Source organism: Novosphingobium sp. BL-S-32 (assembly GCF_056857055.1).
Window position 1 is genome coordinate 117544 of the sequence record NZ_CM166476.1, and the last position, 22540, is coordinate 140083.

Annotated in this window: 24 protein-coding genes; 17 read left to right on the forward strand and 7 right to left on the reverse strand. The window is 65.6% G+C overall.

The window, feature by feature from the left end; translation table 11 throughout:
- Nucleotides 1–8 precede the first annotated feature (8 nt).
- The 4 genes from AC1VVK_RS00590 (at nt 9) to parC (ending at nt 4872) form a co-directional block, all read left to right on the forward strand.
- The gene (locus AC1VVK_RS00590) at nt 9–1076 is read left to right on the forward strand and encodes a cysteine desulfurase family protein (RefSeq protein WP_482903969.1); all 1068 of its coding nucleotides are present in this window, start codon (nt 9–11) and stop codon (nt 1074–1076) included.
- Nucleotides 1073–2152, forward strand: coding sequence for a cysteine desulfurase family protein (locus tag AC1VVK_RS00595; protein WP_482903970.1), 1080 nt, complete (start codon nt 1073–1075; stop codon nt 2150–2152). The genes AC1VVK_RS00590 and AC1VVK_RS00595 overlap by 4 nt, the downstream gene beginning before the upstream one ends.
- Nucleotide 2153: 1 nt before the next feature.
- On the forward strand, nt 2154–2486 hold the full coding sequence (locus AC1VVK_RS00600; RefSeq protein ID WP_243652344.1) for a 2Fe-2S iron-sulfur cluster-binding protein: 333 nt from the start codon (nt 2154–2156) through the stop codon (nt 2484–2486).
- A 91-nt stretch (nt 2487–2577) separates the two neighbouring features.
- Entirely contained in the window at nt 2578–4872 is a 2295-nt protein-coding gene (gene parC, locus AC1VVK_RS00605; protein WP_482903971.1) for a DNA topoisomerase IV subunit A, read from the forward strand.
- A 222-nt stretch (nt 4873–5094) separates the two neighbouring features.
- Here parC and AC1VVK_RS00610 read toward each other — a convergent pair whose 3' ends face one another.
- The 6 genes from AC1VVK_RS00610 to AC1VVK_RS00635 all read right to left on the reverse strand — a co-directional run bounded on the left by AC1VVK_RS00610 (nt 5095) and on the right by AC1VVK_RS00635 (nt 9905).
- Nucleotides 5095–5742: a retropepsin-like aspartic protease family protein gene (locus AC1VVK_RS00610; protein WP_243652345.1), complete on the reverse strand. Its 648-nt coding sequence runs from the start codon at nt 5740–5742 to the stop codon at nt 5095–5097.
- Entirely contained in the window at nt 5739–6923 is a 1185-nt protein-coding gene (locus AC1VVK_RS00615; RefSeq protein WP_482903972.1) for a CCA tRNA nucleotidyltransferase, read from the reverse strand. The genes AC1VVK_RS00610 and AC1VVK_RS00615 overlap by 4 nt, the downstream gene beginning before the upstream one ends.
- Nucleotides 6916–7509: a CoA pyrophosphatase gene (locus AC1VVK_RS00620; protein WP_482903973.1), complete on the reverse strand. Its 594-nt coding sequence runs from the start codon at nt 7507–7509 to the stop codon at nt 6916–6918. The genes AC1VVK_RS00615 and AC1VVK_RS00620 overlap by 8 nt, the downstream gene beginning before the upstream one ends.
- Complete coding sequence (locus tag AC1VVK_RS00625; protein ID WP_482903974.1) at nt 7506–8051, reverse strand: DUF1285 domain-containing protein; 546 nt, start codon at nt 8049–8051, stop codon at nt 7506–7508. The genes AC1VVK_RS00620 and AC1VVK_RS00625 overlap by 4 nt, the downstream gene beginning before the upstream one ends.
- Nucleotides 8052–8131: 80 nt before the next feature.
- Nucleotides 8132–8650 carry a GNAT family N-acetyltransferase gene (locus tag AC1VVK_RS00630; protein ID WP_482903975.1) on the reverse strand — a complete coding sequence of 173 codons (519 nt, stop codon included), beginning with the start codon at nt 8648–8650 and terminating at the stop codon, nt 8132–8134.
- Nucleotides 8651–8708: 58 nt separating this feature from the next.
- A complete protein-coding gene (locus AC1VVK_RS00635) occupies nt 8709–9905 on the reverse strand; it encodes a PQQ-dependent sugar dehydrogenase (RefSeq protein ID WP_482903976.1) in 1197 nt (398 codons plus the stop codon).
- Between AC1VVK_RS00635 and AC1VVK_RS00640 the strand changes: the two genes are divergently transcribed.
- The 5 genes from AC1VVK_RS00640 (at nt 9898) to AC1VVK_RS00660 (ending at nt 14753) form a co-directional block, all read left to right on the forward strand.
- Complete coding sequence (locus AC1VVK_RS00640) at nt 9898–10527, forward strand: ribonuclease HII (protein WP_243652347.1); 630 nt, start codon at nt 9898–9900, stop codon at nt 10525–10527. The genes AC1VVK_RS00635 and AC1VVK_RS00640 overlap by 8 nt on opposite strands.
- The gene (locus AC1VVK_RS00645) at nt 10524–11435 is read left to right on the forward strand and encodes an oxidoreductase (RefSeq protein ID WP_482903977.1); all 912 of its coding nucleotides are present in this window, start codon (nt 10524–10526) and stop codon (nt 11433–11435) included. Before AC1VVK_RS00640 ends, AC1VVK_RS00645 begins: the two co-directional genes overlap by 4 nt.
- 223 nt (nt 11436–11658) lie before the next feature.
- Nucleotides 11659–12795 (forward strand): DNA methyltransferase, encoded by a 1137-nt coding sequence (locus AC1VVK_RS00650; RefSeq protein ID WP_482903978.1) that lies wholly within the window; start codon nt 11659–11661, stop codon nt 12793–12795.
- 272 nt (nt 12796–13067) lie between these two features.
- A complete protein-coding gene (gene folP / locus AC1VVK_RS00655; protein WP_482903979.1) occupies nt 13068–14180 on the forward strand; it encodes a dihydropteroate synthase in 1113 nt (370 codons plus the stop codon).
- 216 nt (nt 14181–14396) lie between these two features.
- The gene (locus tag AC1VVK_RS00660; protein WP_482903980.1) at nt 14397–14753 is read left to right on the forward strand and encodes a hypothetical protein; all 357 of its coding nucleotides are present in this window, start codon (nt 14397–14399) and stop codon (nt 14751–14753) included.
- A gap of 81 nt (nt 14754–14834) precedes the next feature.
- On the opposite strand, the gene AC1VVK_RS00665 is transcribed toward AC1VVK_RS00660, so the two are convergent.
- A complete protein-coding gene (locus AC1VVK_RS00665) occupies nt 14835–16259 on the reverse strand; it encodes a sigma-54-dependent transcriptional regulator (protein ID WP_132385752.1) in 1425 nt (474 codons plus the stop codon).
- A 262-nt stretch (nt 16260–16521) separates the two neighbouring features.
- On the opposite strand from AC1VVK_RS00665, the gene AC1VVK_RS00670 reads away from it, so the two are divergent.
- From AC1VVK_RS00670 to AC1VVK_RS00705, 8 genes are all read left to right on the forward strand, one after another.
- Entirely contained in the window at nt 16522–16647 is a 126-nt protein-coding gene (locus AC1VVK_RS00670) for an aa3-type cytochrome c oxidase subunit IV (protein WP_132385185.1), read from the forward strand.
- A 6-nt stretch (nt 16648–16653) separates the two neighbouring features.
- Complete coding sequence (locus AC1VVK_RS00675; RefSeq protein WP_482903981.1) at nt 16654–17802, forward strand: NAD(P) transhydrogenase subunit alpha; 1149 nt, start codon at nt 16654–16656, stop codon at nt 17800–17802.
- A gap of 159 nt (nt 17803–17961) precedes the next feature.
- The gene (locus AC1VVK_RS00680; protein WP_482903982.1) at nt 17962–18342 is read left to right on the forward strand and encodes an endonuclease domain-containing protein; all 381 of its coding nucleotides are present in this window, start codon (nt 17962–17964) and stop codon (nt 18340–18342) included.
- Between the two features lie 4 nt (nt 18343–18346).
- Nucleotides 18347–18655: an NAD(P) transhydrogenase subunit alpha part 2 gene (locus tag AC1VVK_RS00685; protein WP_132385188.1), complete on the forward strand. Its 309-nt coding sequence runs from the start codon at nt 18347–18349 to the stop codon at nt 18653–18655.
- The gene (locus tag AC1VVK_RS00690) at nt 18655–20082 is read left to right on the forward strand and encodes an NAD(P)(+) transhydrogenase (Re/Si-specific) subunit beta (protein WP_482903983.1); all 1428 of its coding nucleotides are present in this window, start codon (nt 18655–18657) and stop codon (nt 20080–20082) included. The genes AC1VVK_RS00685 and AC1VVK_RS00690 overlap by 1 nt, the downstream gene beginning before the upstream one ends.
- A gap of 23 nt (nt 20083–20105) precedes the next feature.
- A complete protein-coding gene (locus tag AC1VVK_RS00695) occupies nt 20106–20423 on the forward strand; it encodes a hypothetical protein (protein WP_482903984.1) in 318 nt (105 codons plus the stop codon).
- An 85-nt stretch (nt 20424–20508) separates the two neighbouring features.
- Nucleotides 20509–21669, forward strand: a complete 1161-nt coding sequence (locus AC1VVK_RS00700; protein ID WP_132385191.1) for a deoxyguanosinetriphosphate triphosphohydrolase — start codon at nt 20509–20511, stop codon at nt 21667–21669.
- A complete protein-coding gene (locus AC1VVK_RS00705; protein ID WP_482903985.1) occupies nt 21662–22363 on the forward strand; it encodes an NAD(P)H-binding protein in 702 nt (233 codons plus the stop codon). Before AC1VVK_RS00700 ends, AC1VVK_RS00705 begins: the two co-directional genes overlap by 8 nt.
- Nucleotides 22364–22540: the final 177 nt, after the last annotated feature.

Sequence of the window (22540 nt, forward strand, 5' to 3'; positions counted from 1 at the left end):
TGCAAACAATGGCCCCCGAAATCGAAAACGCACCGATCTATCTCGACCATGCCGCGACGACGCCGATCATGCCCGAAGCGCGCGATGCGTGGCTGGAAGGGGCACGAATCTGGGCCAATCCGTCGAGCCCGCACAAGGCTGGCCGCGCCGCCCGCGCCGCGCTGGAGGATGCGCGCGAGCGGATAAAGCGGGTGCTGGGCTGGCAGGGCGAAGTGATTTTCACCTCCGGCGCGAGCGAGGCGCTGGCGATCGGCCTCGGCCGCGCGAAGGCAGAGCAGCGGCTGGTCTCGGCGGTCGAGCATGACGCCGTGTTTCGCGCTGCGCCCGATGCCGAAGTGCTGCCCATGCATGAGGGCGGGGTCGATGCCGACGCGCTTGCGGCGGCGCTGGCAGGCGCGGGGCGTCCGGTCGTCGCGGTACAGTCGATCAACTCGGAGACCGGCACTGTGCTGCTGCCTGCCGGAGGCAATCCGTTGGCAGAGCAGGTGCGCGCAGCGGGCGGGTTGTTCCTGGCGGACTGTTCGCAATCGGCGGGCAAGATGGGCTTGCCTGATGCGGACATGGTAGTTGTCTCCGCGCACAAGCTGGGCGGTCCCGTCGGCATCGGCGCCTTGCTGGTGAAGGATTTCGCGATGCTGGAGCCGAACGGCGGACAGGAGCGCGGCTACCGTGCCGGGACCGAGAACCTGCCCGGCGCACTCGGTTTCGCCGCCGCGCTTGAAGCGCGGGGGCTGGAAGACTGGGAAACGTCCATCGAGCAGCGCTTCGACTTCAGGAACCGCCTGTCCGCGCATGGGGAGATCCTTCAGCCGGGCATGCCCTGTTCTCATATCTTTGCCGTTGCCGCGCCGCGTCTGGCCGCGACCGCCACACTGATCCGCATGGATGCCATGGGCTTTGCGATTTCGGCGGGAAGCGCCTGCTCCTCGGGCACGCTCAAGCAGAGCCGGGTCTTGCAGGGCTTCGGCGTGGACGAAGACCTTGCCCGGCGCACCGTGCGCATCAGCATTGGCTGGAATACCACACCAGCCGAACTCGATGCCTTTGCGGAAGCCTGGGCGCAGGTGAACGCATGATTTACCTCGACTATCAGGCCACCACACCGCTCGCCCCCGAAGCGCGCGAGGCGATGCTGCCGTGGCTTGGCGGGCCGGAGGGCGTGGGTTTCGCCAATCCGCATAGTCCCCACCGTCCCGGTCGCGGCGCGGCGGCCATTGTCGAAGTGGCGCGGGAACAGGTTGCGGCGCTGCTGCCGCCGGGGGGCAGGGTTGTCTTCACCTCCGGCGCGACCGAGGCGATCAATCTTGCCTTGTTCGGCAGCGGCGCGCGCAGGCTGGCAGTCTCCGCAATCGAGCATGCGGCAGTTCTCGACGCCGCGCGGGTGGTCGATCCCGATGTGGCGATCCTTCCCGTCGATGCCGACGGATTGGTCGATCCGGCGCTCAACCTTTCTGACGGTCCGGGCCTTGTCGCGGTCATGCAGGTCAATAACGAGATCGGCACTGTCCAGCCGATCGCCGCGCTGGCTGAGGCTGCGCACCGCGCGGGGGCATTGTTCCTCTGCGATGCGGTGCAGGGTGCGGGCAAGATCGCAGCGCCGCAGGGCGCCGATCTCATCGCGCTTTCGGCGCACAAGCTCTACGGCCCCAAGGGAATCGGTGCGCTGTGGATCCGGGACGGGCTGGACCTGAAGCCCCTGATCCACGGCGGCGGACAGGAGCAGGGATTGCGCTCGGGAACGCTGAGTCCGGCTCTCTGTGCGGGTTTCGGCGCGGCAGCCACACTTGCCGCACAGTGCATGGAAGCGGACGCGGCGCATGTCGAGGCGCTGTGGACGGCCGCGCGCGAGGCGCTGGCCCGCTGGACGCTCAACGGCTCGGCGGAACATCGCTGGCGCGGAAACCTCAATGTGCGGCTCGACGGGCTCGATGTCGCGCGGCTGATGTCGGACTTGCGGGACATGGCCTTTTCCGCCGGTTCCGCCTGCGCCAGCGGCTCCGGACGGCCCAGCCATGTGCTGAAAGCATTGGGACTTTCTGACCGGCAGGCCAAAAGCTCTATCCGTCTGGGATTCGGGAGATATACTGGGCTTAGGGAAATCGGGGATGCCTGCGCACGTATCGATGCCGCAGCAGCGGCGCAGGGAGTCTGAATTGTTGAACGTCAGATTTGTTACCGCTGAAGGTGTATCCGTCACGGCCGAGGCCGAGCCGGGGACGCGTCTCCTTGCCCTTGCCCAGCGCTGCGGCATGCCGCTTGAGGGCACATGCGAAGGCCAGATGGCCTGCTCCACCTGCCACGTGATCGTCTCGCCCGAGTGGTTCGACGTTCTTGAGCCGGCCTCCAATGACGAGGAAGACATGCTCGACCTCGCTGCCGGGGTCACGCGCACCAGCCGTCTGTCCTGCCAGATCGAACTGACCGAGGCGCTGGACGGCCTGGAAGTGCGCATCCCCGGCCTCTCGCGAGACATGCAGATCGGCTGATCCCGACAAATCGGAACGAATCGGGAAACCAAGTTCTGGAAAACACGGGAATCCGACTTGGCACCGGGCGGGGCGCTGCTAGGTTCCGCCCATGGTGACCACGACCGACGAAGATTCAGATCCGTTCGACGCCATCGTCGATGCGCCTTTCGATGCCGCGCTGTCTCAGCGCTACCTTGTCTATGCGCTTTCGACCATCACGGCGCGCTCGCTGCCGGATTTGCGCGACGGATTGAAGCCGGTCCACCGCCGCCTGCTCTGGGCGATGCGGCAGCTGAAGCTCGATCCCGGCAATGCCTACAAGAAGTCGGCGCGCGTCGTCGGTGATGTGATCGGCAAGTACCACCCGCATGGCGACGCTTCGGTCTACGACGCGATGGTCCGCCTCGCGCAGGACTTCTCGCTGCGCTATCCGCTGGTGCAGGGCCAGGGCAACTTCGGCAATATCGACGGAGATAATGCGGCCGCCTACCGCTACACCGAAGCGCGCCTGACACGTACGGCGATCCACCTGATGTCCGGGCTGGACGAGGGCACCGTCGATTTCGTTCCCACCTACAACGGTGAAGAGAGCGAGCCGGACTTGTTCCCCGGCATGTTCCCCAACCTGCTGGCGAACGGTTCGACCGGCATCGCCGTGGGCATGGCGACCTCGATCCCCAGCCACAACGTCGCCGAGATCATCGATGCGACGATGATGCTGATCGACAATCCCCATGCCGAGCATGAGCAACTCATGCAGGTGTTCCACGGCCCCGATTTCGCGACCGGCGGGCTCGTGGTGGACAGTCCCGAGGCGATCAGCCACGCTTACGAGACCGGCAAGGGCGCCTTCCGTGTGCGCGGCCGGTTCTCGACCGGAAAGGATCAGGCGGGCAACTGGGAAGAGAGCGGGATCGAGCGGCTTGGCAGCGGCCAGTGGCAACTCGTCATTTCCGAAATTCCCTACATGCTGGCCAAGGGCAAGCTGATCGAGCAGGTCGCCGCGCTGATCGGTGACAAGAAGCTCCCGATCCTCGAAGACATTCGCGACGAGAGCGACGAGCAGATCCGCATCGTCTTCGTGCCCAAGAGCCGCAATGTCGATCCCGAGTTGCTGAAGGAAAGCCTCTACCGGCTTACCGATCTGGAAAGCCGCTTCTCGCTCAACCTTAACGTGCTGGATTCGCATCGCACGCCGGGGGTGATGGGCCTGAAGCTGCTGCTGTCCGAATGGGTTTACAGCCAGATCGACATCCTGCTGCGCCGCGCGCGCCACCGGCTGGAAAAGATCGCCGCGCGGCTGGAACTGGTCGCCGGTTACATCATCGCCTATCTCAACCTCGACCGGATCATCGAGATCATCCGCACCGAGGATGAGCCCAAGCCGGTGATGATGGCCGAGTTCGAACTGACCGACCGTCAGGCCGAAGCCATTCTCAACATGCGCCTGCGCAGTTTGCGCAAGCTTGAGGAAATGGAGCTTCGCAAGGAGCACGAGGAACTGCTGCGCGAGCAGGAAGACCTCAACAAGCTGCTCGAAAGCCCGGCCCGCCAGCGCACGCGTCTCAAGCGCGACCTGACTACGCTGCGCAAGGAATATGCCGAGGATACCGTCATCGGCCGCCGTCGCACGACGATCGCGCAGGCCAAGCCGACGGTAGAATTCAGCATGGACGCGATGATCGAGAAGGAGCCGGTGACGGTGATCCTCTCGGCCAAGGGCTGGGTCCGCGCTGCCAAGGGCCATGTGCCGCTGGACGGCGACTTCAAGTTCAAGGAAGGTGACGGCCCGGCCTATGCCTTCCACGCGCAAACCACCGACAAGGTGCTGATCGCGCTGGATAATGGCCGCTTCTACACGGTCGGTGCCGACAAACTTCCGGGCGCGCGCGGGTTTGGCGAGCCGATCCGCACGATGGTCGATATCGATGCGGATGCGCACATCATCGCGGCGCTGGTCTACAAGCCGAAGTCGCAGATCCTGCTGGCCTCGAACGTGGGTCGCGGATTTGCGGTCGAGGCGGAGGAACTGCTGGCCGAAACGCGCAAGGGCCGTGCGGTTATGTCCACCAAGGCGGGCGTTCAGCTCAAGATCGTGCGCGAGATCCCTGCCGAGCATGACCATGTTGCCGTGGTGGGCGACAATCGCAAGCTGGTGATCTTCAGTCTGGAAGAGCTGCCGCTGATGGCCAAGGGGCAGGGTGTGACGCTCCAGCGCTATCGCGACGGCGGACTGTCCGATCTCATTACGCTCAAGCTTGAGGATGGCCTGTCGTGGACGATGGGCGGCGACAGCGGCCGCACGCGGACCGAAAAGGACATGGGTCTCTGGAAAGTCGCACGCGGCGCGGCAGGCCGTCTGCCGCCGACCGGGTTCCCGAGGGACAACAAGTTTCAGGGATAAATGAGGTTGGTGTTCGGCGCCGCGAAAGTGGTCGCCGAACACCCGCATCATTCGTGAGCCGGCTATCCCAAATCACCCCGTCGTCCCCGCGAAGGCGGGGACCCCGCTTGTTCTTGCGGCGGGGCGAAAAGAAGCGGGGCCCCCGCCTTCGCGGGGGCGACGGATTGTTTTGTGCTGGGGCCTGCCTGACAATATTGAGGGAGCGATTTTCCGCACCCCGCCTCAATCCTTGGCCGCGCTCGCAGGCTTGGGCACCAGAATGAGCTGGTTATTGTCCACCCGCCAACTTCCCAGCTGCGACAGCAGGTTCATGCCGATGACATTGGTTTCGACCTCGCTGTCCGGGCCGATGGCGACGGGCAGGGAGGTCGCCTCGATCGAGCCGAAGCGCAGCGAACTCGCGGTTCCCATGCGGGCGACGATAGTGCCGCCCGCCGTATCCAGCATCACGCCCTGATCGCCTTCGTCGGGCATGATGCCCGCGCGGCGGGCGGCCGATTGGGAGATGCCGGTGTAAGTGGCGCCGGTATCGATCAGGAAATTGACAGGCACGCCATTGAGCTGCGCCTCGACCCAGAAGTGGCCGTCGGTCCGCAGCGGCAGCACGGTCTGTCCGCCTTCAACGGCGGCCGGCCTCACCTGATCGAGCCAGAGCGCGGCATCCGAACGGTGCGCGCTGGTGGCAAGGCTGGCAACGGTCAGCAGAAGCGCGGCAGTGAGGGCGAGGTACGCCGTATTGCGCATGCCATGCCCAAGACGCGGGTAACGGTGGAGCAGCATGCCAGCCAGCACCGCCAGCAGGATCGCGACGATGGTCAGCGCCAGCAGCGGCTTCGCATAAAGCAGCGCTTCAAGCTGCCCGAAGTTCACTGCGCCTGCCCTGTCAGTTCCGCGTCGAGCAGCGCGTAGATGCGCGCGGCTGCGGGAAAGCCCTCGGCGATCCAGCGATCTTCGACGCGGCGCAGCACGCGGGCCACTTCAGGTCCGGCGCTGACGCCGCGCGCCACGATTTGGCCACCCTTGAGCGGGAAGGCGGGAATGTCCCACTGGCCCAGCGCTGCAGTGTCGGCACCGGCGATCAGCAGCCGGTCGAGCGCGCTTTCGCGGCCCAGCCGATAGGCGAGTGCGCGCGGCTCTCCGGGCTCGTCCTCTCGCGCGGCGGCGAGGGCGAGGCGCTTTTTCTGCGCGCCAGAAAGGCGGAAGCGAGAGGCGATCTGCTCGGCCAGTGGCACGTGAGCGGGCAACAGCGCAGCAAGGCGGCGCAGCGCGTCGGGGGCGACGCCCTGTGCCTTTTCATGACCCACCAGCGCCGCAAGGGCGGCGGGATCGGCCTCGGGCAGGATTACGGTCAGCACGCCCAGCTCGGCCATGCGCGCGACAGTGGGCGCCGGATCGGGCAGACCGAGAAGGTTCATCATCTCCATGCCCACACGCTCGCGCGAAAGCCCCTTGAGCGTGGCGGCGAGTTCAGCGCAGGCACTTTCCGCTTCCTCGTCAGCGGGTTGCGAGCCAAACCGGGCCTGAAACCGGAAGTAGCGCAAGATGCGCAAGTGATCCTCGCGGATGCGCTGGCGGGCATCGCCGATGAAGCGCACGCGGCGGGCGGCAAGGTCGGCAAGGCCGCCGAACCAGTCGAAGACCTCGCCGGTCAGCGGATCGGCATAGAGCGCGTTGATCGTGAAATCGCGCCGCGCGGCGTCTTCGCGCCAATCTTCGGCAAAGGCCACCGTCGCGCGGCGCCCGTCGGTCGCGACGTCGTGGCGCAGCGTGGTGATCTCCACAGGGCCGCCGGGCAGTACGGCAGTGACGGTGCCGTGGTCGATGCCGGTGGGGATACGGTGAATCTCGGCGCTCTTCAGGCGTTCCATCACCGCGTCGGGTTCGAGCACGGTGGCCATGTCGATATCCTTGACCGGCAGGCCCAGCAGCGTGTCGCGCACGGCGCCGCCAACGTAACGGGCATTTTCGGCACCCAGCGTTTCCACCAGCGCCGCGATATCCTCCCTCCGCATCCATTCGGGCGCGATGCGGGTGGGCAGTGGTTCAGTCATTCCAGTCGAGCCTGCGGGAAAGGTTGTGAAGGATCGCCCCGGTCACGCCCCAGATGCGGTGGTCGTGCCAGTTGATCTCGACAAAGCGGTGATGGCGGTTTTCCCATTCCACCGAGCATTGCTGCTGGTTGGCGGGATCGAGAAGGTAGCTCATCGGCGCCTCGAACCACTGCGCCACTTCGGCCGGGTTCGGATGGATCGGCAGGTCGGCGGGGATCACCGCAAGTACCGGCGTGATCTCGTAGCCGCTGCCGGTGCGGTAGACGTCGCTGGTGCCCAGCACCTGCACGTCGCGCGGATGGATGCCCAGTTCCTCGTCCGCCTCGCGCAGCGCGGCTTCGATCGCGGTTTCGCCTTCGTCCAGCCGCCCGCCGGGGAAGGCGATCTGGCCGGGGTGGGCGCGCATCGTGGAGGGGCGATGGAGCAGCAGCGTGCCGGGCTTATCACGCTCGGTCAGCGTCACCAGCACGGCGGCGGGCTTGAACTCGGGAATCTCGTCGATGCGCGGATCGAGCCAGAGTTCGGGCGGCGCGTTCTTGTGCGCGGCATCGAAACGCGGGCGGAGGCGGTCGAACAGCAGGCTCATGACGGCACCAGATCGAAAGTCGCGCCCCGGCTCGTCACCGAAAGGTCGCCGCCGGAAAGCGCGATCTCGGCAAGCTGGCCGTAAGTGCTGCGGTTGAGACGGGCCTCGGCGCCATTGCGGACGGCAAGATAGAGCGCCGGTGTCTCGGGATCGCCTGCGCTGCGGATCGGGTGATCCGGCCCGGCGATGACGATATCGTCGGTATTGAGGCGGAAGACCAGCGCGTCGCCTTCTGCACGCACGTCGGTGGCGATGAAGGCGGCATCCTCGACCTCGATCGAGAGCTTCTCGGCGGGCGTGACCAGCCAGTGCCGGCCATCGTCGTCGCGCAGCAGGAGGGAAGCGAAGGCGCGGACCATGGCGGGACGGCGGATTTCACCGCCCTGATGGAACCAGCGCCCGTCGGCCATGATGCGCATTTCGCTGTCGCCCGTCTGCGCCGGCGACCATTCGGAGACCGGCGGCAGCTTGCGCGCGGCCACCAGTTCGGCCGCTTCGGCGAGCGTCAGGGCGGAGAGATCGGGCGGCACGTCATAAGGCATGGCTTCGCGATGCCAGATAGGGGCTCGCGCGCCAAGGTCCAGTGCGTGTCCGCCCGCGATTTAACGGGAAGACGCGATTATTAACGGAGCCAAGGCCCCAGCGCGCCCTCGCGCGGCAGGACGGCCGGATTGTCGCAGCGCACGAGCAGGCGGTGCCGTTCGAAGGGCCCCGGAAGCGTCCATTCGCCGGTCGCCTCGTTCGAGAAGCCCCAGAAGCGGCCGTAATAGTCGGGATCGCCGATCAGCACTTGCGGCAGCGGCGCGCGCGCGTCGATCCCGGCAAGGCTGGCCGACATCAGCGCCTTGCCGAAGCCCTTGCCCTGAAGGCCGGGAAGCACGGCCACCGGCCCCATCATGATCATCGGATGCGCGCGGCCTTCGGGGTCGGTCAGCGCGACCGGCCAGCACTGGATCGTGCCGACCAGCATCTCGCTGCCGTCCAACGCGGCGAAGGACAGCCCGGGCAGCCAATCGGTACCCGCCCGCACCTTGTAGGCGGTGCGCGTGTGTCGCTCCGGCTCGAACGCACGATCGAGCAGCGCTTCGACGAGCGCGGGATCGACATTGTCGAGCGGAATGAGCGTGGCGATATCGGACATCGCGCGGGCCGATAGGTGCGGCGCGCGGGTTTGTCGATTCAATTCATGTGAGGGGCTATCAGGTTTCCGGCGTGAGATGCAGCAGCCGGCCGGAGTCTGGAGCGGGTCCGTCCTCCAGCAGCCAGATCGATCCGTCGAGCCCCTGCTGGATCTCGCGGATGCGGTTATCGAGCGGGTAACGCGCTTCCTCCACGGCCTTTTCCCCGTCGATCCGCACGCGCACGAGGCCGGGAACGGCGAACGAGGCTATCAGGAACTGCCCTTGCCACTGCGGGAATTGCTGGCCGGTGTAGAAAATGAAGTCGCCCGGCGCGATCACCGGGTTCCAGCTGATCGCCGGGGCGGCAAGGTCGGGCCGGGTCTTGTGGCGCGGGATCGGCGTACCGTCGTAATTGTCGCCGTCCGAGACCAGCGGCCAGCCGTAGTTCTGGCCCGGCTTGATGAGATTGATTTCGTCACCGCCCGCCGGGCCGTGCTCGAGGTTCCAGAGCCGGCCCTTGTCGTCGAACACGAGGCCCAGTACGTTGCGGTGGCCGTAGGACCAGATCTGGTTGGTCGGCGCGCCCTTGTCGGCGAAGGGATTGCCGGGGGCAGGGGTGCCGTCGGGCAGCAGGCGCACGATCTTGCCGAGATTGGTGCCAAGGTCCTGCGCAGGCGTGAACTTCTGCCGCTCGCCTGAGCTGACGAAGAGGTACTTGCCGTCGGGCGAGAACACCAGGCGGTGCGAAAAGTGGCCTTCTCCCGTCACCTTGGGCACTTGCCGCCAGATCACCGTCAGGCCCTGAAGCGAGCAGCTTGCCGGTTGCGGGCAGGAAAGGGTGCCCTTGCCGACCGCCGCGCCGCGCGTATCGCCGTCGCCGGCTTCCGCCCAGCTGAGGTAGACCACGCGCCCGTTCAATGTCTTGGCATCGAGCGTCTTGCCGGTTTGGTCCGGAGCGAAGATCACATCGCCAAGCCCGCCCTGTCCGCCATAGGCGACCGTCGGCGCGCCGCTCACTTCGCCCATTGTGCCGTCAGCAAGGCGCAGGCGGATCCTGCCCTTTTTCTCGGTGACGATCATCGCGCCGGTGGCCTTGTCGATATCCATCGCCCAAGGCTCATTGAACGCGGCAACTTGCGAGACTTTGAAAGGCGCGGCATCGGACGTCGCCGCGGAAGCCTTATCCCCGGAGCCTGCCGCGCCGCAGCTTGCGAGGACGAAAGCTACGGGCGATACCGCAGCGAGGAGCGATCTGGAGGTATTCCGCTTGGTCACGTCGATTTCATCCCCTGTTGCCATTGCACCGGGCCGCCTCATCATCGGCGTGGACGAGGCAGGGCGTGGCCCCCTGGCCGGTCCGGTTGTGGCGGGCGCGGTCGTGCTGTGCAAGCCCCGGCCATCGGGGTTGGATGATTCCAAGAAGTTGTCCGGCAAGCGCCGCGCAGAACTGGAAGAGGTGATCAAGCGCCGCTGCCGCTGGGCCGTGGGCGTGGTCGGCGTCGAGGAGATCGACCGGATCAACATCTTCGGCGCAACGATGCTGGCGATGACGCGCGCGGTGGCCGCGCTCTGCGCCCAGCTTGAGCAAGACCCCCACGAAGTCCTGATAGACGGCAATATGACGCCGCACGGCCGCACGGCCGAGTGGCGCTGGAACGCGCGCGCCATTGTCGGCGGGGACGCGGTGGAACCCTGCATTTCGGCCGCCTCGATCATCGCCAAGGAGCACCGGGACCGCCTGATGCGCGAACTGGCACTGGCGCACCCGCACTATGGCTGGGAGCGTAATGCCGGTTACGGCACCGCCCAGCACCTTGAGGCGCTGCGCACCCACGGCCCGACCATTCACCACCGCCGCAGTTTCGCGCCGGTCGCTCAACTGGAGATGGCGCTTTGACCGGATTTACTGCTGCGGATGTGACCGGACAGGCCGGCAAGTGCTTTCTCGTCACCGGCGCCAATACCGGGCTCGGTTACGAGGCGACGAAAGTGCTGGCCGCGCGGGGCGCACGCGTGCTGCTGGCCTGCCGCAGCGAGGACAAGGCACGGCTGGCCATGGAGCACATCCGCATGGAAGTGCCCGGCGCCAATCTGGCCTTCGTGCCGCTCGATCAGGCGGACCTTGCCAGCGTGCGCGAATGCGCCGCGATGGTTTCGCGTGACGAGCCTCGGCTCGATGTGCTTGTGAACAATGCGGGCGTCATGATGCCGCCGCTCCAGCGTACGGTGCAGGGGCATGAATTGCAGTTCGGGGTGAACCACCTTGGCACGTTTGCACTGACCGGGCTGTTGCTGGCCAAGTTGTCTGCCGTGGATGACGGGCGCGTGGTCATCACCGCCAGCCTTGCCCACCGGCGCGGCAAGATCGACTGGGACGATCTCGACGCGCATCGCAGCTACAACCGCTCGCAGCGCTATGGCGACAGCAAGCTGATGAACCTGCTGCACATGTATGAACTGGACCGGCGCCTGCGCGCGGCGGGCTCGCCGGTTACGGCGGTGGCCTGTCATCCCGGCGTCGCTTCCACCGAACTGGGGCGTCACTCTCTGGCCTTCCGGGCGCTGTTCCCGATTGTCGGCGTGATGCTCAACAGCGCGGCGCAAGGGGCGTGGCCCACACTTCAGGCGGCGACGGACGCCGTCGAACCGGGGCAATACTACGGTCCCCAGCGCATGGGCGAGGTTTCGGGCCCCTCGGGCGTGGCGAAGCGCAAGCCGTCCGCCACCGATCCCGAAGCGGCGCGACGGTTGTGGGACGTCAGCGCACAAACAACAGGTGTGGATTACGGCCTCGCTCCGGCCTGACGGGTCTTGTTGATAAAAAATTCCTGACGACTCCTGCGAGTCGCGAAACCCAAGATGTTGAGTCATGCGATTCGCATATGACTCGACATCTTGTGTCGGATTCGTTTTGTTCCTCTCTGCTGAACACGTGAATCACAAGGGAATCCCACGAGTCGCGCCTTGACGCTGACTCTCGAAAGACTCACTAGGGGGTCAATCCACAGTTCAATACCCCGGAGCAAACATGGGCCAGTTACTCGTCAAGCAGAAGATCCGCGCTCGCGCACCCGCGCCGACGCCGAAGGAACTGCTGCCCCTCGGCCAGATCATCCCGGGCGACTGCATCGAGGCGATGCGCACCATTCCCGACGCCAGCGTCGACATGGTCTTCGCCGACCCGCCGTACAACCTCCAGCTCGGCGGCGACCTTTCGCGTCCGGATGGCAGCCATGTGGACGCTGTCACCAATGACTGGGACAAGTTCTCCAGCTTCGCCGTCTACGACCAGTTCACCCGTGACTGGCTGACCGAGGCCCGCCGCGTGCTCAAGCCCGAGGGTTCGCTGTGGGTGATCGGTTCGTACCACAACATCTTCCGCCTCGGCGCGATCATGCAGGACATGGGGTTCTGGATCCTGAACGACATCGTGTGGCGCAAGGCCAACCCGATGCCGAACTTCAAGGGCACGCGTTTCACCAACGCGCACGAGACGCTGATCTGGGCCTCGATGGGCGAAAAGTCGAAGTACACCTTCAACTACCGCGCGATGAAGACGCTCAACGACGAACTGCAGATGCGTTCGGACTGGGTGCTGCCGATCTGCAACGGCGCGGAGCGCCTGAAGAAGGGCGGCCGCAAGGTTCACCCGACGCAGAAGCCCGAAGCACTGCTCTACCGCGTGATGCTGGCCACCACTAATGCGGGCGACGTCGTGCTCGACCCGTTCTTCGGCACCGGCACCACCGGCGCTGTCGCCAAGCGCCTCGGCCGCGAGTGGATCGGCTGCGAGCGTGAGGGCGACTATCGCGAAGCCGCGATGGAGCGTATCGAAATGGCGCTGCCGCTCGACGAAAGCGCGCTCAAGACCATGCAGTCGAAGCGCACCGCGCCCAAGGTGGCGTTCGGCACGCTGATCGAGACCGGCTGGATCGCGCCCGGCACCGTGGTTTCGGATAAGAAGAACCGCTTCCGCGCCGTCGTGCGCGCCGATGGTTCGCTGGTGGCGGAGGACAAGGCGATCGGTTCGATCCACGGCCTCGGCAAGGAACTCCAGGGCGCGCCTTCGTGCAATGGCTGGACGTTCTGGCACCTTGAGCATGAAGGCCAGGTCAAGCCGATCGACGCGATCCGCCAGCTTTACATCCTCGCGACCGAGCCCTGATCGGGGCCTGGGGAACACCTGACTTTCCTCCTTCCGTCATCCTGAACTTGTTTCAGGATCCATCCCTCAGCCTGTGCCGGGGGTGGTCAGCCAGCCGACAGGTCGGCTCGAAATTCGCGACGCTTCAGCCTCCGCTGCCCGATGGATCCTGAAACAAGTTCAGGATGACGGGTATGCGGAGGCGCGAGGTTTAGCGAGAGGTGATGGGCCCAAAACCGGGCTGGCCCTCGAAACCTGTTCTGCGTGGCCCGCGCAACCGCTAAGGGCCGCCCATGACTCGCAAGATCTACATCCAGCCGATCGCCTTCGCCCAGAGCCCGCAGAGCGAGGAGGGCGAGGCGGTCCGTCTCGCCGGTTCGCTGGTCTGGGCCAGCCGCTTTGCGCTGATCCTGCGTGAGAACGGCAAAGTGATCTCGCGCCAGCGGCTGGGCGCGGCCGAAGTGCCCGGCGCGCTCGCGGCCTTGCCCGGCGACCTTGCGGCGATGGCCGAGGTCCAGTGGGCGAATTTGCGCAAGGTCCACGCCCCGCTCCAATGCGGCGCGCGCACGATCCGCCTTGAACAGCCGCAAGTCGCGGGCATTCTCAACATGACGCCGGACAGCTTCTCCGACGGAGGCTCGTTCCTCGACAAGCCGGACGTCGCGTGGGAACACGCCGCCGCCATGCTGGAAGCGGGCGCGGCGATGGTCGACATTGGCGGCGAATCCACCCGTCCCGGTGCCGGCGCGGTCTGGGAAGGGGACGAGATCAAGCGCGTGGTGCCGATGGTTGGGCAACTCGCGGCGATGGGTGCGGCGATCAGCATCGACACGCGCCGTCCCGCCGTGATGGAAGCGACGCTCTCCGCCGGCGCGCACATCATCAACGACGTTTCGGCCTTGCGCTACGATCCGCGCAGTCTTGGCCTCGCGGCGGCTTCGGGCGCGCCGGTGGTGCTGATGCACGCGCCGGGGAAGGCGGACGACCTCCATTCCAACGGCGACTATGCCGATGTCGTGCTCGACGTCTACGACTGGCTCGAACAGCGCCGGGACGAGGCGCTGGTGGCAGGCGTACGGCCGGAAAATATCCTGCTCGATCCCGGTGTCGGCTTCGGCAAGACGGTGGCCGAGAACCTCATGCTGATGAACGGCCTCGCGATCTTCCACGCGCTGGGCCACCCGCTCTACGTCGGCGCCAGCCGCAAGCGCATGATCGGCGCGCTGTCCAACGAGGCGGCCGCGCATGACCGTCTTGGCGGCTCGCTGCTGCTGGCGATCAAGGCGATGGATGCCGGAGCGCACATCCTGCGCGTCCACGACGTGCGCGAGACGGTGCAGGCGGTCCATGTCTGGCGCGGCCTGCGCGACGCGGCGCTGACGGATTTCGCGCAGTTGCCCCAATGACCCGCGCTGCGGATAGCCTTGCTCGCCGATGAACGGCGTCCGGCCATGTGTCGACACGTAAACGCATGATCTGACGCCATTTCGGATCGTCCGGAGCGCTGCCCGGTTCGTCCCACAGTCCTGACGAAAATCGCCGTTCGGTTCGTTACTCCCCCGAACCGACCGAAAGGTGTGAGGCCCGTTCTCTCGCACCCCAAAGCGAAAGGGAGATATCCCATGAACAAGACCATTCTGTTTCGTACCGCTCTCGCCGTCATGGCGGTGGTGCCCGCGAGCGCCGCACTGGCCGTACCGACGATGTACGAACACGAAGTCGCCCGCGGCGAGGAAGCCCGGATCATCGAAAGCCCGATTGGCGGCATCCTCAACAGCAAGTGGTACGACTACCGCATCAACGTCACCGAGACGCGCAAGGAACTCGCCAGCGATCTGCGCCACGCCACCGATATCGAGGATCAGCGCGACGCCTACAGTGAATATGCCAGCGAGCTTTTCAAGGAACGCGGCAAGTACGTGAAGTACATGAGCAAGCGCGGTTACCGCGTGCCGCAGGTCTATCTCGAAAGCCTGTAAGCGCCGGTAGCCAGCCACCGTTTGGGGGCAGCCCCACAAGGGGCGGCGACCCCGGAGCCCCGGCTCCGGGGTCGCCTATTGTCAGGCGGCGTTGTCGATGCCGAGTTCGCCCAGCTTGCGATAGAGCGTGGAGCGGCCGATGCCGAGCCGCCGCGCCACTTCGGTCATGCGGCCCCGGTAGAGCCCGATGGCCAGGCGAATGACGTCGGCCTCGATCTCTTCCAGCGGCCGCAAGTGACCGTCGGCGGTATAGAGCATCACGCCCGAGCTTTCCTGTCGCGGATTGCCGGCAACCGTCGCGGGGCCGGACCCGAGGATATTGAGAAGCTGCGGGAAATCGTCCGAAGTCAGCGCATCGCCGTCGCAGAACACGGCGGCGCGGAACAGCACGGCCTGCAACTGGCGCACGTTGCCCGGCCAGTCGTATGCTGCGAGCAGCGAGAGCGCACCGTCGGTGATGCCCAGTTCCCGCAGCCCCGGCTGCTCGCCGATGCGCGCAAGGAAGAAGCGGGAGAGTGCGGGAATGTCACCGGTCCGTTCGCGCAGCGGCGGGAGATCGACCTTGGTGGGCGAAAGCGCTTCGTACAGCTCGGGCAGGAACTCGCCGATATCGACAAGGTCCTGCAAGGGCATGTTGCTGGCGGCGATGATGCGCACGTCGATGCGGAACGAATGGCGCGCACCAATCGGGCGCACGTCGCTCTTGCGGATCGATTCGAGCAAACGCTCCTGCACGCTCAGCGGTAACTGGTCGATCTCATCGAGCGCCAAGGTGGCGCCGTCGCAATGCTGCAAGGCGCCGATCTGCTGCTCGAAAGCGCCGGGGAAGGCGCCTTTCTCATGGCCGAACAAGTTGGATTCGATCGAATTGGCGGCAAGGCCGGTAATATTGACCAAGCGCAGTGCTCCGCGCGAACGCGGGCTGGCGGCGTGCATGGCGCGGATCAGCACTTCCTTGCCGGTGCCGCTCTCGCCCTCGACCAGCACGTGCCCATGCCCGCGCGCGGCCTTGGCAGCCACGGCGAGTGCCTTGCGGAAGTTGGGAGAGGCCCCGATCATCGATTCGAAATCGGGGTTGGAGGGCATCTTCTCGGTCAGCGGTGCCAGTTCGTCGCGCGGGGCCTCGCGCGTGGTGGCGGAGCGCAGCGCGTGCATCAGCCGGTCCGGTGCGATGGGCTTGACCAGATAATCGGTCGCCCCCGCACGCATCGCCTCCACCGCGAGCAGCGGCGAGGTATTGGCGGTGAGCATCAGAATCGGCAGCGCCGGGCGGCGCGATTTCAGCTCGGCAATCAGCGCGCAGGCGTCTTCGCCGGGCACCCATTGGTCGAGGATGATGGCCGAAAGCTGCATGCCCTGACGGGTGCCGAGCGTGGCAATCGCGGTCTCGGGATCGCGCGCAATCAGCGTTCGCCAACCCTCCCGCGCGGCGAGCGCCGAGATCAGACGGCTCTGCGCAGGCTCGTCGTCGATCAGCATCAGGAGGCGCTGTTCCGGTTCCGCCATATTCACGCCCGTCATTCGCCTCGCATTTGTGGTGACTGAGGCTTAGGGCAAACCAGTAAATACGGACTTAAGCCTGTGCCCCGTGTGCCGTCCGCGGCGAAAAATGGCAATTCCGCATGCCAATCGCCGAGACGATACGATAACGGCGCCAATAGCGTCCCGGTCGTTAGGCTTGGCACTTGAGCCGCGGACCTGACACGGTTAGATCATTGGCAATTATTCAAAATAATCACGTCGAAATCACAGCAGGGGATTTGATCCGATGACATCCGGCACGGACATCAAGGCGGCGACCGAAACCTACAACACCTTCATCAAGGCCGCGACCTGGAGCACTGGCGCCATCGTCATCATCGTCGCCGTCGTCGTCGCCATCATCGCGTCCTGACCGCGGGTGGCGGGCACCACGCGCTTCGCTGTCCTGAAAGAGCGGGCGGCGGGTGAAACGCGGGTCTCGGCAACGCCGGAGACCGTGAAGAAGCTGACCGCGCTGGGCGCGGCCGTCGCGGTGGAGAGCGGCGCGGGGCTGGCAGCCAGCATTTCCGACGCGGACTATGCGGCGGCCGGGGCCGAAGTCGGCCCGGCGGCCGAGGTGCTGGCGGGCGCGGACATCGTGTTCGGCGTGCAGGGCCCCGATCCGGCGCTGCTGTCGGGCGTGAAGCCGGGGGCCTGGGTGGTCGCCGGGCTCGATCCTTTCGGAGCGGGCGAAAAGGGCGGACGGGCCCGGGTTTCCGCTTATGCGACGGCGGGGCTGGAAGCGCTGGCGATGGAATTCATGCCGCGTATTACACGCGCGCAGTCGATGGATATCCTTTCCTCGCAGTCGAACCTTGCGGGTTACAAGGCCGTTCTGGTCGCCGCCAATCTCTATGGCCGCGCCTTTCCAATGATGATGACCGCCGCCGGCACCGTGAGCGCGGCGAAGTGCTTCGTCATGGGCGTGGGCGTCGCGGGGCTTCAGGCCATCGCCACGGCCCGCCGCCTCGGCGCGCAAGTTTCGGCAACGGACGTGCGCTCAGCCACGAAGGAGCAGATCCTCTCGCTCGGTGCCAAGCCGATCTTCGTCGAGAACGTCGCGGGCATCGAGGGCGAGGGCTCGGGCGGCTACGCTTCCGAAATGAGCGAGGAATACCGCAAGGCGCAAGCCGAACTGGTTTCCGGTCACCTCGCCAAACAGGATATCGTCATCACCACCGCGCTGATCCCGGGGCGCGAGGCTCCGCAACTCATCACCGATGCGCAGATCACGACGATGAAGCCCGGCAGCGTGATCTTCGACCTCGCCGCGCCGCAGGGCGGCAATGTGGAAGGGTCGGTTGCCGATCAGGTGGTCGTGCGGCACGGGGTCAGGATCGTCGGCTATTCAAATACGCCGGCGCACCTTCCGGCCGACGCTTCGGCGCTCTTTTCGCGTAACCTGTTCAACTTCGTTTCGGCCTTCTGGGACAAGGAGCAGGGCAGGCCCGTGCTTGACGAGGAAATCGGCAATGCGATCCGTCTGACGCAAGGCGGCAAGGTGGTGAACGAGAGGCTGGTGGGTTGAGTGGGGGATCCCCTCGTAATTCCTCCCCTGCAAGGGGAGGGGGACCGTCCGCAGGACGGTGGAGGGGTGTCGCCCTCTCCGTGGCGCACGGCCGAAGCGGTGATACCCCTCCGTCAGCCCTGACGGGCTGCCACCTCCCCTTGCAGGGGAGGAGCTGAAATGTTGCAAGGGACGGATCGGACCGCAAGCGCCGCCCGGCGGCTCCGCCGCGAGATGACGATGCCCGAGGTCTTGCTCTGGCAGCGCCTCCGTCAGCGGCCTGAGGGTCTCAAGTTTCGCCGTCAACATCCCGCAGGAAAATACGTGGCCGATTTCTATTGCCACGAGGCACGGCTCGTTATCGAAGTGGATGGCAGTGCCCATGACATGGGCGAGAATCCCGATCGCGACAGGCTACGGGATGCATGGTTTCAGGAAATTGGCTTGCGGGTGGTCCGGATTCCGGCGTCCGACGTGTTGCGGGATGCGGGGGAAGTAGCGGCCTCGATCGTTGCGATGACACGTTGGCAGGATCCTCCCCGTGCCGGGGAGGACAAGTAAGGGCATGGATTTCGTATCGATCCTCTCGATCTTCGTACTGGCCTGTTTCGTGGGCTACTACGTCGTCTGGTCGGTGACCCCGGCATTGCACACGCCGCTGATGGCGGTGACCAACGCGATTTCCTCGGTGATCGTGGTCGGCGCGCTGGTGGCGAGCGCGGCGGCCGGCTCGCCGCTGGCCAAGTGGCTGGGCCTCGGCGCGGTGGTGCTGGCAAGCGTCAATATCTTCGGCGGCTTCGCCGTCACCGAGCGCATGCTGGCGATGTACAAGAAAAAGGACAAACCCGCGAAGGGTGAGGGGAGCAAGCCTTGATGTCGGCCCACGCGGTGAACCCCTGGGTGGCAGTGGCCTACCTTGTCGCGGGTATCTGCTTCATCCTCGCGCTGCGCGGGCTGTCCTCGCCGGCGACCAGCCGCAGGGGCAACCGCTATGGCATGATCGGCATGGCGATTGCCGTGGCGACCACGCTGCTCACGCACCAGATCGCCAGCCTGCCCGAGATCGTGGCGGCCATCGCCATCGGTGGCGGCATCGGCTTCGTGATCGCGCGCAAGATCCAGATGACCGCGATGCCGCAGCTTGTTGCCGCATTTCACTCGCTGGTCGGCCTTGCGGCAGTGCTTGTCGCGGTGGCCGCGTTTCTCAATCCGGAGGCTTTCGGAATTCTCGGAGCCGACGGCAATATCCTCTCCGTCAGCCGCATCGAAATGGCCTTGGGTGCGGCGATCGGGGCGATTACGTTCTCGGGCTCGATCATCGCCTTTGCCAAGCTCAACGGCAACATGTCGCGCGCGCCGATCCTGCTGCCCGCACGCCATGTGATCAACCTTGGCACGCTGGTAGTGATCCTCGCGCTGACCGCGCTGTTCGCTCATTCCGCGCAGGCGGGCCCCGGCGAAAACCCGATGTTCTGGGGCATCGTCGGGCTGTCCTTCGCAATCGGTTTCCTGCTCATCATCCCCATCGGCGGGGCGGACATGCCGGTCGTCGTCTCGATGCTCAATTCGTACTCGGGCTGGGCGGCAGCGGCGATGGGCTTCACGCTGCACAATACGGCGATGATCGTGACCGGCGCGCTGGTGGGCTCGTCGGGCGCGATCCTCAGCTACATCATGTGCAAGGCGATGAACCGCAGCTTCATCTCGGTGATCGCCGGCGGCTTCGGCGCCGAGGCCGGCGCAGGAGGCGGCGCGGCGCAGACTGACCGTCCGTGGAAGCGCGGCTCGGCCGAAGACGCGGCTTTCCTCATGAAAGAGGCGGAGAACGTCATCATCATCCCGGGATACGGCATGGCGGTGGCACAGGCCCAGCACGTGGTGCGCGAGATGGCGGACCAGCTCAAGAAGCACGGCGTCAGCGTGAAATATGCGATCCATCCGGTCGCTGGCCGCATGCCCGGCCACATGAACGTGCTGCTGGCCGAAGCCAATGTCCCCTACGACGAAGTCTTCGAGCTTGAGGATATCAACGGCGAGTTCGCCCAGTGCGACGTCGCTTTCATCATCGGCGCCAACGACGTGGTGAACCCCGCCGCGCGAACGGACAAGTCCTCGCCGATCTACGGCATGCCGGTGTTCGACGTGGAGAAGGCCAAGACCATCTTCTTCATCAAGCGCTCGATGGGCGGGCAAGGCTATGCCGGGGTCGACAACGACGTGTTCTACATGGACCAGACCATGATGCTGCTGGCCGATGCCAAGAAGATGGTCGAGGACATCGTCAAGGCTCTGGCGGACTGAGGCCGAGGGCTTATAGCGGCGCGATGACCCGGTTTCTCAAGCGAATCCTGCTGCTCGTCGGCCTTGCCGCGGTGCTTTTCGTGGGCGCGCATTTCTATGCGGGCTGGCGCCTGCACTCCGCGTTGGTGGCGAACGGCATGTCCGATCGCGTCGCGTCCTGCATGACCAAGCGCATGATGAAGCGCCTCACCCTGCTCCAGTTGATGAAGCTTGAGAAGCTGGAGGGCGACAAGCCAACGCTCGGCGCCTGGATCCATGCGGTCAAGGGCGTGGACGACAGCAAGGTCATTCTCGTCACCACCACCTCCGCCGCCCTGTGCAAGTCCGGGCTTGCGCATTGAAGCCCTTACAAGTCAGGTGTTTCCAGCGGCCCTGAAAATGCTCTAGGGGGCGGCAAGAAATTCCTAGTTCGGGAAAGATCACCGCTTGACCCTCGCTCCCTACGCATCCGATCCGGCGCGCACGCGCGGACGCGAATATCCGATCGAGGACGGCGTCGCGCGCGGTCCGCGCAGTGCCTATCAGCGCGATCGCGACCGCATCGTCCATTCGATCGCCTTCCGCCGCCTGCGCTACAAGACGCAGGTCTTCATCGCGCCGGATGGCGACCATTACCGCGTCCGCCTGACCCACAGCCTTGAAGTCGCGCAAGTCGCGCGCGTCATCGCTCGCATCCTCGGCCTCGACGAGGACCTGACCGAAGGCCTCGCGCTCGCGCACGATATCGGTCATCCGCCCTTCGGCCATGCCGGAGAGGAAGCGCTGGACGCCGCGCTTCACAAGGCCGGCGGCTTCGATCACAACGCCAATTGCCTCCGCACGCTCATGCGCATCGAAAGCCCCTATTGCGAGCATGACGGGCTCAACCTGACATGGGAGATGCTGGAGGGGCTGGCCAAGCACAACGGCCCGGTGCTGACCCCGAACTGGGCGCTTGCCGGCCTCGATCAGGACTACAATCTCGAACTGGGCTCCTACGCCTCGCTCGAAGCGCAAGTCGCCGCGCTTTCGGACGACATCGCCTATGACAACCACGATATCGATGACGGCCTGCGCGCTGGTTTCCTCGATCTCGAAGAACTGCTCGCGCATCCTTTCGTGGTGGACCGCTGGCGCGAGGTGGAGCGCCGCTTCCCGGGGGTTCCGCTCAATCGCCAGCTTGCCGAACTGATCCGCAGCCAAATCGGCTTCATGGTCAACGACCTCGTCGCGCAGACCAAGGCCAACCTGATCGGCATCGAGAGCGTGCACGACGTGCGCACCGCCGGACGCCAGCTTGTCACGTTCTCGCCCGAAGTCGAGGAAGGCGAGCGGGCCTTCAAGCGCTTCATGTACGAGAAGCTCTATTACCACCCCGAACAGCTGGAAACCGCGCGCCGTGCCCGCGCGCTGATCGCGGAACTTTACGCGGCCTACTCGCAGGAGCCGGTGCTGATGGAGGAAAGCTGGATCGACGGCCTGCCGCGCCACGAGCCCGAACGCAGCCGCCATATCGCCGACTATATCGCCGGCATGACCGACCGTTACGCCATCGCCTGCCACGCGCAGATCTATGGCGTTACGCCCGAAGGGTTGCGCAATGTCTGATGCTGGCTCGGCTCCGCAAGGAGCCCGGCGCCTCTGCCTCGTCGGTGCAAGCGGCATGGTCGGGCAGGCCGTGATCGCGGGCAGTATGGGGCGGAGCGACCTTCGCGTGGTCGGCGTGGCCCGGCGCGAGGTGCCGCTGCCGCTGGGGGCACGGCTGGAAATCCTTATGGGAGAAACCGCCGACTGGCCGCCGCTGATCGCCGCCGCGCGCGCGCAAGTGCTGGTCTGCGCGCTTGGCACCACGCGCAAGGTTGCGGGCAGCGACGGGGCCTTTCGCGCCGTCGATTACGATCTCGTGCTGGAAGTTGCCAAGGCTGCGCGCGCGTCCGGCATCGAGCATATGATCCTGGTCTCTTCGGTCGGCGCCGACCGGGCGAGCCGCAACCTCTATTTGCGCACCAAGGGTGACATCGAGGACGCGGTTCATAAACTGGGCTTCCGCCGGCTAGACATCCTGCGCCCCGGCCTCTTGCGGGGGCACCGCACCGAAAGCCGCCCGCTGGAGAGCATGGCGCAAGTGCTCAACCCGGTGGCCGACGCCATCGTGCTCCGCGGTCGGTTCTCCAAGTTCCGCTCGATCTCGGTCCGCCGCCTTGCCGATGTGATTTTCGCGCTGAGCGCGGAGAAGACGCGTGGCCGCTTCATTCACGAACATGAAGCAATGATGCGCGCGCTGCGCCGGGCAGGGGATTGAGGGGGGGGGCGCACTCTCCTGTCGCCCATACCCCCCTTCTTTCTTCTCTCGTCATTGCGAGCGTAGCGAAGCAAGCCAGGGCAGTCTTGAACCGCTCTGGATTGCTTCGCTACGCTCGCAATGACGAGAAGGAGACGGGGCAGCGACAGGAAGGGGCTGCTTCCGTGCCCGCTCCCG

Coding starts and splice junctions, on each gene's coding strand:
- AC1VVK_RS00680 (WP_482903982.1), top strand. CDS start 17,962: ATGTTGCAAGGGACGGATCGGACCGCAAGCGCCGCCCGGCGGCTCCGC.
- AC1VVK_RS00705 (WP_482903985.1), top strand. CDS start 21,662: ATGTCTGATGCTGGCTCGGCTCCGCAAGGAGCCCGGCGCCTCTGCCTC.
- AC1VVK_RS00620 (WP_482903973.1), bottom strand. CDS start 7,509: ATGAGCCTGCTGTTCGACCGCCTCCGCCCGCGTTTCGATGCCGCGCAC.
- AC1VVK_RS00695 (WP_482903984.1), top strand. CDS start 20,106: ATGACCCGGTTTCTCAAGCGAATCCTGCTGCTCGTCGGCCTTGCCGCG.
- AC1VVK_RS00595 (WP_482903970.1), top strand. CDS start 1,073: ATGATTTACCTCGACTATCAGGCCACCACACCGCTCGCCCCCGAAGCG.
- folP (WP_482903979.1), top strand. CDS start 13,068: ATGACTCGCAAGATCTACATCCAGCCGATCGCCTTCGCCCAGAGCCCG.
- AC1VVK_RS00685 (WP_132385188.1), top strand. CDS start 18,347: ATGGATTTCGTATCGATCCTCTCGATCTTCGTACTGGCCTGTTTCGTG.
- AC1VVK_RS00660 (WP_482903980.1), top strand. CDS start 14,397: ATGAACAAGACCATTCTGTTTCGTACCGCTCTCGCCGTCATGGCGGTG.
- AC1VVK_RS00665 (WP_132385752.1), bottom strand. CDS start 16,259: ATGGCGGAACCGGAACAGCGCCTCCTGATGCTGATCGACGACGAGCCT.
- AC1VVK_RS00690 (WP_482903983.1), top strand. CDS start 18,655: ATGTCGGCCCACGCGGTGAACCCCTGGGTGGCAGTGGCCTACCTTGTC.
- AC1VVK_RS00630 (WP_482903975.1), bottom strand. CDS start 8,650: ATGTCCGATATCGCCACGCTCATTCCGCTCGACAATGTCGATCCCGCG.
- AC1VVK_RS00650 (WP_482903978.1), top strand. CDS start 11,659: ATGGGCCAGTTACTCGTCAAGCAGAAGATCCGCGCTCGCGCACCCGCG.
- AC1VVK_RS00670 (WP_132385185.1), top strand. CDS start 16,522: ATGACATCCGGCACGGACATCAAGGCGGCGACCGAAACCTACAACACC.
- AC1VVK_RS00625 (WP_482903974.1), bottom strand. CDS start 8,051: ATGCCTTATGACGTGCCGCCCGATCTCTCCGCCCTGACGCTCGCCGAA.
- AC1VVK_RS00615 (WP_482903972.1), bottom strand. CDS start 6,923: ATGACTGAACCACTGCCCACCCGCATCGCGCCCGAATGGATGCGGAGG.
- AC1VVK_RS00590 (WP_482903969.1), top strand. CDS start 9: ATGGCCCCCGAAATCGAAAACGCACCGATCTATCTCGACCATGCCGCG.
- parC (WP_482903971.1), top strand. CDS start 2,578: ATGGTGACCACGACCGACGAAGATTCAGATCCGTTCGACGCCATCGTC.